Source organism: Pseudonocardia sp. ICBG162 (assembly GCF_020496225.1).
Taxonomy (GTDB): Bacteria; Actinomycetota; Actinomycetes; order Mycobacteriales; family Pseudonocardiaceae; genus Pseudonocardia; species Pseudonocardia alni.
In genome coordinates this window covers 190,712-203,510 of the sequence record NZ_JAHLJD010000019.1, presented here as the reverse complement: position 1 = coordinate 203,510, position 12,799 = coordinate 190,712, and the positions used below count along the sequence as shown (strand labels likewise).

Below are 12,799 nucleotides of genomic sequence, written 5' to 3'. Positions count from 1 at the left end.
CGGAGGTTCCCCCATGCCCATCGACCTCGCTGCCGTCGACGCGATCGACGTGCACGTCCACGTCGAACAGGACGGCCACGGCTGTCTGGCCCTCGACCAGGAGCTGCTCGACGCCTCGGCGAAGTACTTCAAGGCCGACCAGGACCGCACGCCGACCATCGACGCGGTCGCCGAGCACTACCGGGCACGCCGGATCGCCGCGGTGGTGTTCACCGTCGACGCGCCGTCGGGCACCGGGCACCCGCCGCTGTCCAGCGAGGAGATCGCCGACGCCGCCGCCGCGCACGCCGACATCCTCATCCCGTTCGGCTCGGTCGACCCGCACACCGGCAAGGCCGCCGTCGCCCGCGCCCGCCGGCTGGTCACCGAGCACGGGGTCCGCGGCTTCAAGTTCCACCCCAGCCTGCAGGCGTTCGAGCCGAACGACACGCGCTTCTACCCGCTCTACGAGGCCATCGCCGAGCTCGGCGTGCCCGCGCTGTTCCACACCGGACAGACCGGGATCGGCGCCGGGCTGCCGGGCGGGCGCGGCATCAAGCTGCGCTACTCGAACCCGATGCTGCTCGACGACGTCGCCGCCGACCACCCCGACCTCACCGTGGTGCTCGCCCACCCGTCGGTGCCCTGGCAGGACGAGGCGATCTCGATCGCCACCCACAAGTCCAACGTGTACATCGACCTGTCGGGCTGGTCGCCGAAGTACTTCCCGCCGCAGCTGGTGCGGGCCGCGAACACGATGCTGCGCCGCAAGGTGCTGTTCGGCTCGGACTACCCGGTCATCACCCCGGACCGGTGGCGCGCGGACTTCGAGACCCTCGAGATGAAGCCCGAGGTCCGGCCGATGATCCTCAAGGACAACGCGGTCCGGATGCTCGGCCTGGGGTGACCGGCGCCGGCCCCCGCCGCCGTACCGACCGGCGGGGGCGGCGGCCGGGTTGTCCGGACCGGTTCCCGCACGGGCTGCCGCGGCCCGCGTCGTCGCAGGTCAGCGCCTCGTGCCGGACCGGTTCCCGACGCCGTTGACACGATCGGGTGATTCGTTTCGCCCGGTTCCGGTGCACCGGGGCGGGTCGTCCCGGTCCGCACCGGGTAGCCCAGGTCACTCCCCGCGCCCGATCCCGGGGCCCCGTGGGCCCGATCCCATGATGTGGACCTGTCCGGTGTCGGATTGGTCCGAACGGGTCTGTTTACTGGTTCCCATGCACCTCGTCTCCCGGTTCGCGGTTCGGCGTCACGTCGACCTGCGCCGCCAGGCGAGCGCGCTCTGTTCCGGCGCCTGACCGCGCCCGGCTCCCGGGGCGCGCCCGCGCTCCGCCGCACGCCGACCCCGGCACGGGGTCCGCAGCCGCGGTAGCCACGGGACCGCCCCCAGCACTCCCCGACACACCACCGCGCCCCCGCGCGGACCTCCCGCCCCGCCCTCCCGGCGGCCCGGGAGGGCGGAGTCCGACGCCCCTCGGAGCGCACGCCCGCACCTGCCCGCGCCCCGCGGCGCCGTCCACGACGGACGACGCCCCGGCTCGCCGCTCGGCGGATGTCCACATCGGACTCCACCTCGCTCCCCGTCACGAAAGAAGGAGACACGTCGTGCCTCAGCACCGCGCACGGTCCGCGTCCCGGGCCCGGCTGATCGCCGGCGGCGCCGCTCTCGCCGGCACCGCCCTGATCGGCCTGTCCGGCGCGGCCCAGGCGGCCACCCCGGACCTGGTCCCCGACCTCGGACCGATCCTCAGCGCCCCGAACGACGACCAGCCCGACCCGGCGCCGACCGCGCCCCCGGTCGAGTCGTCCTACGAGGCGTTCGACTCCGACCAGCCGATCCAGCAGCTGCGCGACTTCGCCCCCGCGGGCGTCCCCGCCGCCGGCCTGGTCGACGTCGTGTCGAAGGCGCCGAAGCAGATCACCCCGACCTTCCTCAGCGGCGGGGCGGGCGAATGAGCCTGCTCCCGAGGTCCCGCTGGGCGCGGCGGGGGCTCATCGCCCTCGCGAGCGCCGCCGTCGTCGCCGGGGTCGTCGCGATCCCCGCGTCGGCCCAGGGAACGATCGACAAGGTCAAGTCCGAGGTCACCGGCGCCGACGGCAAGAACTACTGGGTCGAGAACAACCTCACGCCGGAGGCCCGTCAGCAGTCCGCCGACGGGCCCAAGAAGGAGTACGCGCTGGTCTGGGCCGGTGACGAGAACGTCGCCGACACCGCGGTCGCCGACGTGCGCAACCTGCCCGGGTCGCTGCTCGACCCGGTCGACAAGGTCCGCGACGCCGCGCCGGGCCCGGACTTCCTGGCCGTCGTCGACGTCACCAAGGGCACCCCGGACTACGGCAAGGTCGTCAACACCGCGACCGTCGGCCCGCTCGTGGAGAACGAGCCGCACCACATGCAGTACTCGTGGCGCAAGGGCGACAAGATCTACGCGGGCGGCCTGTTCTCCGCGGCCACCTACGTCTTCGACGTCGCGGCGCTGCCGGAGATCAAGCTGTCCGGCATCTCGCTGCCGTCGCAGACGCTCTGCGGCTCGGTGCCGGACGCCTACTGGGTCCTGAAGGACGGCACCGCCTACGGCACCTACATGGGCGGCCCCGTCGCCCCGGGTCCGTGCCGCTACACCAACGGCGAGGTCCGCACCGGCAACGGCTTCGCGGGCTCTCCCGGCTCGGTGGTCCGGTTCGACCAGGAGGGGAAGAACCTCGTCGAGGCCCCGGCCGCGACCGAGACGCCCGAGGACCCGACCCAGTGCCTCAACATGCCGGCCCTGGGCAACCCGACCTGCGCGAACCCGCACGGCATCCAGGTCCGCGAGGACCTGAACACCATGGTCACCAGTGACTACGCGGAGCCGCGGACGATCATCCTCGACCCGGTGAAGAACCCGTCGCCGTACCTGCGCCGGCCCACCGTGCGGACCTGGGACATCTCCGACCTGAACAAGCCGAAGGTCAAGTCGGTGCAGTACCTGCCGACCGGTCCGCGCAGCAACGGCGTCGACCCGCTGCGCAACGAGAACCGCGCCGTCATGGAGACCACGGTCACCAACCGCCCGGAGCACAAGGGCGCGTTCGCGATGACCATGCAGGGCGGCGCGATCTTCTACACGCCGGACATCACAGCCGACAACCCCGAGTGGCGCGAGGTCTTCGACCTGGCGACCTCCGCGCCCGAGCTGGGCGTCGGTGGCGAGAACGGCGGCCCGAGCGCGAACGGCGGCTGGATCCAGACCAGCGCCGACGACCGGACGCTGTACCACGCCACGATCGGCCGCAAGGCCGGCACGCTGGGCCCGGACGACAAGGGCACCGCGGGCGGCGTCATCGCGCTCGACATCGAGAAGCTGCTGGCCTCGGGCCCGACCCCGGGCTGCTCGATCGACACCATCGAGGAGACCACCGCCGGTGGCGCCGAGGGCGACTGCCCGACGCTCAAGGGCACGGTCGGCATCAACCCGGACCAGACCGGCGCGGGCCCGCACTGGGGCGCGCTGGACAACCTGGAGCGCGGTGACGACGGCTACTACCACCACACCGACCAGCCCCAGCGCCTCGCGACCGCGAACTACTTCGTGGCCCGCACCGGGCTCGACGGCGACCACCGGGTCTGCATGGTGGACATCGCCCAGGACGGCACGCTCAGCCTGGATCCACCGTCGATCTTGAGCCGCCAGGTTGTTGATCTTTTGGGACTGGTAGTGGTGCCGGGGCGCGGGTGAGCCGCCGGACTGTCCGGCTGTTCCACTGGTGTTCTCCGGTCGGCCCTGGTGGGGGGTGGTCAGGACGCTGCGGGGAGGGGGTCGTGCAGAGCGCGGCGGAACAGTTCGTCCAAGCCGGGTTCCCAGGGCCAGTCCCGGGGGAGGTGGACTACCTGTTGGTGCGCGGAGTGCGCGACCCGGGCGGGGGTGACGATGAGTCGTCGGCGCAGGCTCGCGGCGCGTTCACGGGCATGCCGGCCGCCGGCCAGGGCACCGGCGGCGCGGGTGAGGTTATGGGAGATCGCGGCGCAGACCAGCCAGGCGGCGTTCGCGGTGAACACCCCGGAGGGCAGGTGGGCGAGCGGGCCGTTCTTCAGTTCGGCGATGACCTGCTCGATGATGGCGTGGTCACGGTGGGTGGCCTCCGCCGCCAGCATCGGCTCGGGGGTGTCGGTGAACACCGCGTGGTAGCGGTAGACCGCGAACATCTCCGACTGCCCGGCCGTGACGGTGCGGGGGTTGAGACGCCGCACGCGGCGCACGATCAGCCGGGCGGTGACGTGGTCTGCCTTGCGGCGGCCGGTGAACGCGGTGAACGACACTTCGGCGACCTCGGCGTCGGAGATCCAGCGTTGCTCGTCCTGGTCGTAGATCGCGTTCGGGTAGCGGATCGCGGTCCACGCATCGTCGTCGATGCTGCTGATCGCCCTGGTCACGGTCTTGGTGAGTCGGGCGGTGACCGAGAACCGGGCTCCGGCGCGGCGGCAGGTGTTGATGATGTCGTGGCCGTAGTAGGCCGAGTCCGCGCGGACCAGCAGCATCGCGTGGCGGGCGCTGCCGGCACCGATCCGGCGTGCAGTGCCCAGCGCTTCGGCCAGCAGCCGGGGCGCGCCGCGGGCGGAGTTCGTCGCGCCGCGCCGCAGCCGGGTCGCCGCGATCACCGGCGCCGCGGCCGGGGCGGACAGCACCGCGAGCAGCGCGTTCAACCCTTTCACCCCGGTGTAGCCGCGTCCGGCGCCCTGCTTGGCGTACCCGTAGGTGCGGCGCACCGTGTCATCCAGATCGAGGTAGGCGACCTGATCGGCGCTCCTCAGCAGCGGGGTCGCCGCGGCGAGCCGAGCCAGCAGGCGCGCGGCGACGGCGTCGAGTTGGCGGACGTGACCGAAGGTGAACCGGCGCAGGAACGTCCCCAGCGTCGATGGAGCCCGCACCTGGTCGAACACCCGGCCCATGCCGCCGTGGCGCAGCATGTCCATGTCGGTGATCGAGTCCGCCCCGGCGACCATCCCGCCGATCAGCGCGGTGATCTTCGCGGCCGCGTTCGCGGCGCCCGTCCCGGTCAGGGTCAACGTCTCGGCCAGCAGGGACCGCAGCCCGCACCTGGCGGCCAGCGCCATGACCGGGACCAGCCCGACACACGACACGAGATTCGGATCATCGAAGCGCACGCTGATCGCGCGGCAGGCGTGGGATAGTCGCATCCAGCGGATGCCCTTCTCTGCAGGGATCGATGTTGCCGTGGTAAGCACATCTTCCCAGCTCAGAAGGGCATTCGTGTGTCACGACCCGCCCCTACCGGCGCATACCTGCGGTGGATCCAGGCTGACCGACCGGGCCCCGTCCCGCACTGCGGGAAACGGCTGCGCGGACCCGGTCGGTCGTGGGATCGTGTCTGCTCGCCACGAGCGGAGGGGGACCCGGTGAGCTGGCTGCGGGCACTGGTACTGGCGGGCACGGCGGTCGGTGTGGGGTGCCTGGTGCTGCTCGGCGTCGGCTTCGTCACCGGGCTGTCGCTGACCGTGCCCTACGTCGTGTCGGTGATGGCGATCGTGACCGGGCCGCCGTCGGCGACGATGACGATCGGCCCCGGCATGCTCGTGGTCCTCGCCGCGCTCGTCGCGATGATCGAGGCCCCGGGCCGGGTGCGGGCCCGCCGGGCGCTGCCGCGCGCCGGGCACTGAGCCCGGGGCGGCCGTGCCGCGGCCGCCGGGTCAGTCGCGCGGCGCCCAGCCCAGCGCCGGTCCGAGCGCGCCGGCGATGTCGGTGACGATCTGGACGTAGTCGTCGTGCGGGAAGCCGAACGGCAGCGCGAACACCGCCTCGTCGACCTCGCGGAACCCGGCGTCGGCCCACAGCCGCTCGGCGATCTCGGCGGAGGTGCCGACCAGGTCGCGGGCGAACAGCAGCCCGGCCGGGCCCTGCGGGACGCCGACCCGGGCGTCGCGCTCGCGGGCGTAGGCGGCGTAGCGCTCGCGCTGGGCGGGCGTCGCCGAGTCGGTCGGGACGACGACCAGGCCCTGCGACACGCGCCCGGCGGGGTTCGCCTCGCGGTACGCCCGGATCTGCCGGGACTGGATCGCGGCGAAGTCGGTCTCCCCGCCGGAGCGCACCACGTTGCTCGTCAGCAGGTTCAGGCCCTGCCCCGCGGCCCAGACGGCGGAGGAGTCGCTGCCCGCGCCGTACCACATCCGCCCGGCCAGACCGGGGGAGTGCGGCTGCACCCGCTCGGAGAACGACTCGATCCCGACCGTCCCGGAGAAGGTGCTCGCCCGCTCCCCGCGCACCAGGCGCAGCAGCCGCGACACCCGCTCGCGGCCGAAGTCCTCGACGTCGGCGGTGTCCGGGTAGAGCGCGTCCCGCACGTGCTCCCACTGCATCGGCGGCCCGACAGAGACGCCCGGGTTCAGCCGGCCGCCGGAGAGCACGTCGACCGTCGCGAGGTCCTCGGCGAGGCGCAGCGGGTTCTCCCAGCCCAGCGGGACCACGGCCGTCCCGAGCTCGATCCGCGAGGTCCGCTGGCTCGCCGCGGCGAGCACCGCGACCGGCGAGGAGATGCCGAACTGCAGGTGACGGTGCCGGACGAAGGCCGAGTCGAAGCCCAGACGCTCGCCGAGGGCGATCATCTCCAGGGTCGTCTCGTGGCCGGGGCGGGGGTCGTCGCCGTCGAAGGAACCGATGGTGAGGAAGCCGAGGCGACGCAGCGGGCGGTCGGGCGTGGGCACGTCCGGGGCAACGACGCCGTCGTCGCGCTTCTTCCCCACTACCATCCGGACGGGTGACGGCCGCGGCGGGCGTCCCACCCCTCGGAACGGGCCGGAGTCCCCGGAACGGCCGCGTGTCGCGGGTACTCCGACCGCGTGCGGCGCACGCGTCACCCGGACGGGACCACCCCACCGGGTGGCCGAACGATGACCCTGCGTCGGCAGGCGGTAGCGTGCGGCCAGCAGTACGACGAGAGGACGAGGTCATGCGCCTTGCGGTCATCCCCGGTGACGGCATCGGCCCGGAAGTGATCAACGAGGCACTCAAGGTCCTGGGCGAGGTCGCCCGCGACGTGGAGACGACCGAGTACGACCTCGGTGCCGCCCGCTGGCACTCCACGGGCGAGCTGCTCCCGGAGACGGTGCTGACCGAGATCAAGCAGCACGACGCGATCCTGCTGGGCGCGGTCGGCGACCCGTCGGTGCCCAGCGGCATCCTCGAGCGCGGCCTGCTCCTGCGCCTGCGCTTCGAGCTGGACCACCACGTGAACCTGCGCCCCGCGCGGCTCTACCCGGGGGTGCGCGGCCCGCTGGCCGGCAACCCGGAGATCGACCTGGTGGTCGTGCGCGAGGGGACCGAGGGTCCGTACGTCGGCACCGGCGGCCTGCTCCGCAAGGACACCCCGCACGAGATCGCGACCGAGGTCAGCCAGAACACGGCGTTCGGCATCGACCGTGTCGTGCGCGACGCGTTCGCCCGCGCCCAGCGGCGGCCGAAGAAGCACCTGACGCTGGTCCACAAGACCAACGTCCTGACCTTCGCCGGTGCGCTGTGGTCGCGGATCGTCGAGGAGGTGTCGCTGGAGTACCCCGAGGTGTCGGTGGCCTACCAGCACGTCGATTCGACCACGATCCACCTGGTCACCGACCCGGGCCGGTACGACGTGATCGTCACCGACAACCTGTTCGGCGACATCCTCACCGACCTGGCGGCGGCGGTCACCGGCGGCATCGGCCTGGCGGCCAGCGGCAACATCGACGCCAGCCGTACCAACCCGTCGATGTTCGAGCCGGTGCACGGCTCCGCCCCGGACATCGCGGGCCAGGGCATCGCCGACCCGACGGCCGCCGTGCTGTCGGTCGCGCTGCTGCTCGACCACATGGGCCAGCGTGACTCGGCCCGCCGCATCGAGGCCGCGGTCGCGTTCGACCTGGCCACTCGGGACCACGCGGCGACGGGCAACACCTCGTCGATCGGGGACCGGCTCGCCGCGCTCGTGTCGAGCCGCGAGGTCGCCACCAACTGACGCGGTACGGGTGGCCGCCGGAGCCCGGCGGCCACCCACCGGCTCAGATCTGGTTCGACGGCCCGGTCAGCAGGGACACCCCGGCGCCGGCGAAGTTCTCGAGGTCGGCGACGGCCGCCTGCCCCTCCTCGCCGCCCATGCCGGCCTGGAACGCGGCCGCGTCCGGGAACTCCAGCACGGCCACCAGGTGGTACGCCGGCTTCGCCCCGTCCGGACCCGGCGCGGGCCGGGAGACCGTGAACCGCGCCAGGCCGGGGATCTTCCGTGCCAGCGGCGCGTGCACCGTGTCGTAGTGCGTGTCGAACGCGGCGACGTCCTCGGGGTGGTTGTAGAGAGCGGTCAACTGGAACACGGGGTTCCCTCCTCGCGTCGCACGGCGCTCCGGTGCGCCGCGACTGCCTCCACCATGGTCCATCCGGCGCCCGCGTGCACCACCCCTCCGTACGGGGTCGATACGCTGGACCGACCATGAGTACTCCAGCCCAGGTCCGGGTGCGGTTCTCCCCGTCGCCCACCGGTACCCCGCACGTCGGCCTCATCCGCACCGCCCTGTTCAACTGGGCCCACGCCCGCCATCACGGCGGGGCCCTGGTGTTCCGGATCGAGGACACCGACGCCTCCCGCGACTCCGACGAGTCCTACCGGGCCCTGCTCGACGCGCTGGAGTGGCTCGGCCTCGACTGGGACGAGGGCGTCGAGAAGGGCGGCCCGCACGGGCCGTACCGGCAGAGCGAACGCGGCGAGGTCTACGCCGACGCCCTGCGCCGGCTGATCGACGCCGGCGAGGTCTACGAGTCGTTCTCCAGCGCCGAGGAGATCGAGGCCCGGCACCGCGCCGCGGGCCGCGACCCCAAGCTCGGCTACGACAACGCCGACCGCGACCTCACCGAGGACCAGCGCGCCGCGTTCCGGGCCGAGGGCCGCGCCCCGGTCTACCGGCTGCGCATGCCCGACCACGACATCACCTTCACCGACCTCGTCCGCGGCGAGATCACGTTCCGGGCCGGGCAGGTGCCCGACTTCGTGCTGGCCCGCGGCGACGGCACCCCGCTGTACCCGCTGACCAACCCGGTCGACGACGCGCTGATGGAGATCACGCACGTCCTGCGAGGGGAGGACCTGCTGGCCTCCACCCCGCGGCAGATCGCGCTGCTGGAGGCGCTGGCCCGGGTCGGCATCGGCCACGGCACCTTCACCTACGCCCACCTCCCGCTGGTCACCGGTGAGGGCAACCGCAAGCTGTCCAAGCGGGACCCGCAGTCGAACCTGTTCCACTACCGCGACCGCGGGTTCGTGCCGGAGGGGCTGCTCAACTACCTCGCGCTGCTCGGCTGGTCGATCGCCGAGGACCGCGACGTGTTCTCCCTCGACGAGATGGTCGCCGCCTTCGACGTGTCCCGGGTGTCGAGCAACGCCGCCCGCTTCGACCTGAAGAAGGCCGAGGCGATCAACGCCGCGCACCTGCGCCTGCTCGCCCCCGACGACTTCGCCGCGCGCGTCGTGCCGTACCTCGCCGCCGAGGGGATCACCGACCCCGACCGCTCGGTGCTCGCCGCCGCCGCGCCGCTGGTGCAGGAGCGCAGCCAGGTGCTGTCCGACGCGGCCCGGATGCTGGCCTTCCTCTTCCGCGACGAGGACACCTTCACCCCCGACGACGACGCCGCCGCGAAGAACCTGGGCGCCGACGCGGCCCCGGTGCTGGAGGCCGCCGTCGCCGGGCTCACGGACCTGCCGGAGTGGTCGGCCGCCGCGATCGAGGAGTCGCTCAAGACCTCGCTCGTGGACGGTCTGGAGCTCAAGCCGCGGAAGGCGTTCGCCCCCGTCCGCGTCGCCATCAGCGGGCGCACGGTGTCCCCGCCGCTCTACGAGAGCATGGAGCTGCTGGGCCGCGAGCGGTCGCTCGCCCGCCTGGGGGCCGGTGTCAGACGCTCCCAGGGCATGGGTTAGAGTACCTACATCAACGGAGAGCGGGCCTCGCTCCGGAACGGGGCCCGCTTTTCGATGGGGTATGGTGTAATTGGCAGCACGACTGATTCTGGTTCAGTTAGTCTAGGTTCGAGTCCTGGTACCCCAGCGGAAATCACGAGTTCTCCGGAATGATGATTTCTGACAATCGGCACGGTCTCGTCCAAGGTCCCGTCGTCTAGCGGCCTAGGACGCCGCCCTCTCAAGGCGGTAGCGCGGGTTCAAATCCCGTCGGGACTACCACGGACTCCCTCGCAGGGGGTCCGCAATCGAGATCGAGCCGAATGTCCTGGTCCCGTCGTCTAGCGGCCTAGGACGCCGCCCTCTCAAGGCGGTAGCGCGGGTTCAAATCCCGTCGGGACTACTCCACGAAGGCCCCGCTCCACGGAGCGGGGCCTTCGTCGTGCCCGGGTCAGGTCGCGCCGAGCAGCCCGGGGAGCCGGTCGGTCGTGGTGACCAGGGCCTGGGTGGGGAACACCGCGGACAGCAGGACGTCGTGGACGTCGGCCCGCGGGTCGGCGCAGGCGTCGCCGAGGACGACGACGCGGAAGTCCCGGTCCGCGGCCTCGCGCACCGTGGTGAGCACCACCCCGCTGGTCGACAGCCCGGCGAGCACCACGGTGGTGACGCCCGCCGCGCGCAGCCGCGCGTCGAGATCGGTGGTGGAGAACGCCCCCACCCGCGACTTGCGGACCACGACGTCCCCGGGCTCCGGGGCGACCCGCTCGTCGAAGGCGGTGCCGGGGTGGTCGGGGTGCATCGACCCGGCGGGCCGCGCGGCGATCGCCCGGCCGAACAGGCTGTGTGCGGGGGCCGCGGCGGCCTCCTCGTCGGTGAGGGCGACGCGCACGTGCCCCACCAGGGCGCCCGCGGCCCGGGCGGTGGCGACGGCGCGGGCGGCGGCGTCGACCGGCGCGGGGTGCCCGGTGCGCTCGGCCACCGCGTCGACGATCGAGCGCTGGTAGTCCATGACGAGCACCACGGTGCGGGTGGGGTCGAGCTGGTCGGTCACGAGGGTGCTCCTTCCGGTCCGGCGAGCCGGGCCAGTGAACGGTCGGCGAGGGTGAGCAGGACGAACAGCGTCGAGGCGACGAGCATCACCGCGGCGAGGACGGGCAGGCCGTCGCCCGCCGTACCACCGCCGAAGGCGATCCCGCCCGCGGCCGAGGCGGCGATGGCGCCCAGGTAGAAGAAGGTGCGCATCAGCCCGGCCGACGACGCGACCCGCTCCGGGTCGGCCTGCCGGTAGACCGCGTTCTGCACGGCGAGGTTGTTCAGGCCCTGGGGCAGTCCGGCGAGCAGTGCGACCACGACGATGACCCAGACCGGGCTGGCGGGCCCGAGGGCGAACAGCAGTGCGGCGAGCAGCACCTGTGCCGCCCCGCCGACGAGCAGCTTGCCCCGGACCGCGCGCCGCCTGCCGGTCAGCGCGGTCACCCCGATCCCGGTGACGAAGATCGGCAACAGGACCAGCCCGGCCGTCGCGGGGGTGAGCCCGCGGTCCTGCTCCAGCCACTGGGTGAAGCCGTACAGCACGCAGTAGGAGACGGTCGCGGTGAGCACAGCGCGGACGAAGGTCAGCAGCAGCGGCACGTTCCCGCCGAGCACCCGCAGGTCCAGGAACGGCTCGGGGGTCCGCAGCTCGCGCACCACCAGCGCCGCCCCGGCGGCGACGGCCACCACCGCGGGGGCGACCGCCCCGGCATCGGGGTGCAGCAGGGCGAACAGCAGTGCCACGACGGTGACCGCGAACAGCACGATCCCCGGCGGGTCGACCCGGCGCAACGCGGCCCGCACCCCGCGCTGGGTGACCGGGGTGCGGGGGAGCCGCAGCGCACCGAGCGCCAGGCACAGCAGGGCCAGCGGGATGTTCACCACGAACACCGCCCGCCATCCCGCGACCCCGAGGAGCAGCCCACCCAGGCTCGGCCCGACGACGGCGATCGTCGACGTCGCGATCGACAGCACCGTCAGCACGCCCTCCGGGCTGTCGGTGCCGGTGCGGTCGGCCTCGCCGCGGATCAGCGCCATCGCCGCCGGGTAGCCCGCGCACGTCCCGAGCCCGATGACGACCCGCGCCGCGACCAGCCACCAGACGTCCGGGGCGAGCGCACCCAGGACCCCGCCGACGCCGACCAGCACGGCACCGGCCAGGTAGAGCGGGCGCGGCCCGTACAGGTCGACCAGGCGCCCGGTGACGGGCTGGCCGACCGCCGTCGCGAGGTAGAGACCGGACACCAGCCAGGCGGTCTCGGTCGCGGGGGCGCCGAGGGCGAGCCCGATCGGCACCAGCGCGACCGCGATCAGCGACGAGTTCACCGGGTTCAGCACGGCCCCGCCGATCATGGGTACGAGCAGCCGGCGGTCGAACGTGGGCGGGCCGGTGCGGCGGCTCCGGTGCGGCATCACGGCTCGGTCACCCGCTCCAGCAGCCGCATCGCCTCGTTGACGGTGCGCAGCTCGTCGTCGCAGAGCCGGTCGGCGAGCGCCCCCGCGAGCCAGTCCTCGCCGGCGGACCGGGCGTCGGCGGTGAACCGGCGACCGAGCTCGGTGGCCGAGACGATCTGACGGCGCCCGTCGGACGGGTCCGGGCGGCGCTCGACCAGGCCCCGCTCCTCCAGGGCGGCGATCGACATCGCGACCGACTGCGGGCGGACGCCCTCGGCGGCGGCGAGCGCGGCGGCGGTGCTGGGGCCGCCGCGGTCGAGGCGGCCGAGCAGCGCGGTCTGCGACGCCGTCAGCTGGTCGCGGTCGTAGTGCTCGCGCATGCGGCGGCGCAGCCGGCCGACGCCGATCCGGACCGCGCGAGCGGTGGTGGCGGCGGAGGTCCCTGTGTTCGGTTGCGACATGCAACCCACGATAGGTC

The 12,799-nt window shown here is 73.2% G+C and carries 12 protein-coding genes and 3 tRNA genes; 9 read left to right on the top strand and 6 right to left on the bottom strand.

Annotated elements, in window-relative coordinates; all coding sequences use genetic code 11:
• The first annotated feature begins 13 nt into the window (after window positions 1-13).
• From couO to KPL60_RS19440, 3 genes are all read left to right on the top strand, one after another.
• On the top strand, window positions 14-886 hold the full coding sequence (gene couO / locus KPL60_RS19450) for a 4-hydroxyphenyl-beta-ketoacyl-CoA hydrolase (protein WP_226366746.1): 873 nt from the start codon (window positions 14-16) through the stop codon (window positions 884-886).
• Between the two features lie 701 nt (window positions 887-1,587).
• Complete coding sequence (locus KPL60_RS19445) at window positions 1,588-1,938, top strand: hypothetical protein (protein WP_062400879.1); 351 nt, start codon at window positions 1,588-1,590, stop codon at window positions 1,936-1,938.
• Window positions 1,935-3,701, top strand: coding sequence for a selenium-binding family protein (locus tag KPL60_RS19440; protein WP_226366745.1), 1,767 nt, complete (start codon window positions 1,935-1,937; stop codon window positions 3,699-3,701). Before KPL60_RS19445 ends, KPL60_RS19440 begins: the two co-directional genes overlap by 4 nt.
• Before the next feature lie 59 nt (window positions 3,702-3,760).
• Here KPL60_RS19440 and KPL60_RS19435 read toward each other — a convergent pair whose 3' ends face one another.
• Window positions 3,761-5,161 carry an IS1380 family transposase gene (locus KPL60_RS19435; protein WP_226365313.1) on the bottom strand — a complete coding sequence of 467 codons (1,401 nt, stop codon included), beginning with the start codon at window positions 5,159-5,161 and terminating at the stop codon, window positions 3,761-3,763.
• 219 nt (window positions 5,162-5,380) lie between these two features.
• Between KPL60_RS19435 and KPL60_RS19430 the strand changes: the two genes are divergently transcribed.
• On the top strand, window positions 5,381-5,641 hold the full coding sequence (locus KPL60_RS19430) for a hypothetical protein (RefSeq protein WP_226350217.1): 261 nt from the start codon (window positions 5,381-5,383) through the stop codon (window positions 5,639-5,641).
• Window positions 5,642-5,671: 30 nt separating this feature from the next.
• On the opposite strand, the gene KPL60_RS19425 is transcribed toward KPL60_RS19430, so the two are convergent.
• On the bottom strand, window positions 5,672-6,682 hold the full coding sequence (locus tag KPL60_RS19425; protein WP_226366744.1) for an LLM class flavin-dependent oxidoreductase: 1,011 nt from the start codon (window positions 6,680-6,682) through the stop codon (window positions 5,672-5,674).
• Window positions 6,683-6,927: 245 nt separating this feature from the next.
• Between KPL60_RS19425 and KPL60_RS19420 the strand changes: the two genes are divergently transcribed.
• A complete protein-coding gene (locus KPL60_RS19420; RefSeq protein WP_062397147.1) occupies window positions 6,928-7,968 on the top strand; it encodes a 3-isopropylmalate dehydrogenase in 1,041 nt (346 codons plus the stop codon).
• A 43-nt stretch (window positions 7,969-8,011) separates the two neighbouring features.
• On the opposite strand, the gene KPL60_RS19415 is transcribed toward KPL60_RS19420, so the two are convergent.
• Entirely contained in the window at window positions 8,012-8,320 is a 309-nt protein-coding gene (locus tag KPL60_RS19415; protein ID WP_226350218.1) for an EthD family reductase, read from the bottom strand.
• A 116-nt stretch (window positions 8,321-8,436) separates the two neighbouring features.
• On the opposite strand from KPL60_RS19415, the gene gltX reads away from it, so the two are divergent.
• The 4 genes from gltX (at window position 8,437) to KPL60_RS19395 (ending at window position 10,297) form a co-directional block, all read left to right on the top strand.
• Entirely contained in the window at window positions 8,437-9,915 is a 1,479-nt protein-coding gene (gene gltX, locus KPL60_RS19410; protein WP_226366743.1) for a glutamate--tRNA ligase, read from the top strand.
• Between the two features lie 55 nt (window positions 9,916-9,970).
• Window positions 9,971-10,042: transfer RNA gene (locus KPL60_RS19405), tRNA-Gln, on the top strand.
• 58 nt (window positions 10,043-10,100) lie between these two features.
• Window positions 10,101-10,176 (top strand) — tRNA-Glu (locus KPL60_RS19400).
• 48 nt (window positions 10,177-10,224) lie between these two features.
• A tRNA-Glu gene (locus tag KPL60_RS19395) sits at window positions 10,225-10,297 on the top strand.
• Between the two features lie 48 nt (window positions 10,298-10,345).
• Here KPL60_RS19395 and KPL60_RS19390 read toward each other — a convergent pair.
• Genes KPL60_RS19390 through KPL60_RS33895 form a run of 3 tightly spaced genes read right to left on the bottom strand, consistent with a single transcriptional unit; the run spans window position 10,346 to window position 12,782 of the window.
• Window positions 10,346-10,945, bottom strand: a complete 600-nt coding sequence (locus KPL60_RS19390) for an isochorismatase family protein (protein ID WP_226350220.1) — start codon at window positions 10,943-10,945, stop codon at window positions 10,346-10,348.
• Window positions 10,942-12,339, bottom strand: coding sequence for an MFS transporter (locus tag KPL60_RS19385; RefSeq protein ID WP_226366742.1), 1,398 nt, complete (start codon window positions 12,337-12,339; stop codon window positions 10,942-10,944). Before KPL60_RS19385 ends, KPL60_RS19390 begins: the two co-directional genes overlap by 4 nt.
• Window positions 12,339-12,782 carry a MarR family winged helix-turn-helix transcriptional regulator gene (locus KPL60_RS33895; RefSeq protein ID WP_305080698.1) on the bottom strand — a complete coding sequence of 148 codons (444 nt, stop codon included), beginning with the start codon at window positions 12,780-12,782 and terminating at the stop codon, window positions 12,339-12,341. The genes KPL60_RS19385 and KPL60_RS33895 overlap by 1 nt, the downstream gene beginning before the upstream one ends.
• Window positions 12,783-12,799 lie beyond the last annotated feature (17 nt).

Coding starts and splice junctions, on each gene's coding strand:
- KPL60_RS19385 (WP_226366742.1), bottom strand. CDS start 12,339: ATGCCGCACCGGAGCCGCCGCACCGGCCCGCCCACGTTCGACCGCCGG.
- KPL60_RS19435 (WP_226365313.1), bottom strand. CDS start 5,161: ATGCGACTATCCCACGCCTGCCGCGCGATCAGCGTGCGCTTCGATGAT.
- gltX (WP_226366743.1), top strand. CDS start 8,437: ATGAGTACTCCAGCCCAGGTCCGGGTGCGGTTCTCCCCGTCGCCCACC.
- couO (WP_226366746.1), top strand. CDS start 14: ATGCCCATCGACCTCGCTGCCGTCGACGCGATCGACGTGCACGTCCAC.
- KPL60_RS19440 (WP_226366745.1), top strand. CDS start 1,935: ATGAGCCTGCTCCCGAGGTCCCGCTGGGCGCGGCGGGGGCTCATCGCC.
- KPL60_RS19420 (WP_062397147.1), top strand. CDS start 6,928: ATGCGCCTTGCGGTCATCCCCGGTGACGGCATCGGCCCGGAAGTGATC.
- KPL60_RS33895 (WP_305080698.1), bottom strand. CDS start 12,782: ATGTCGCAACCGAACACAGGGACCTCCGCCGCCACCACCGCTCGCGCG.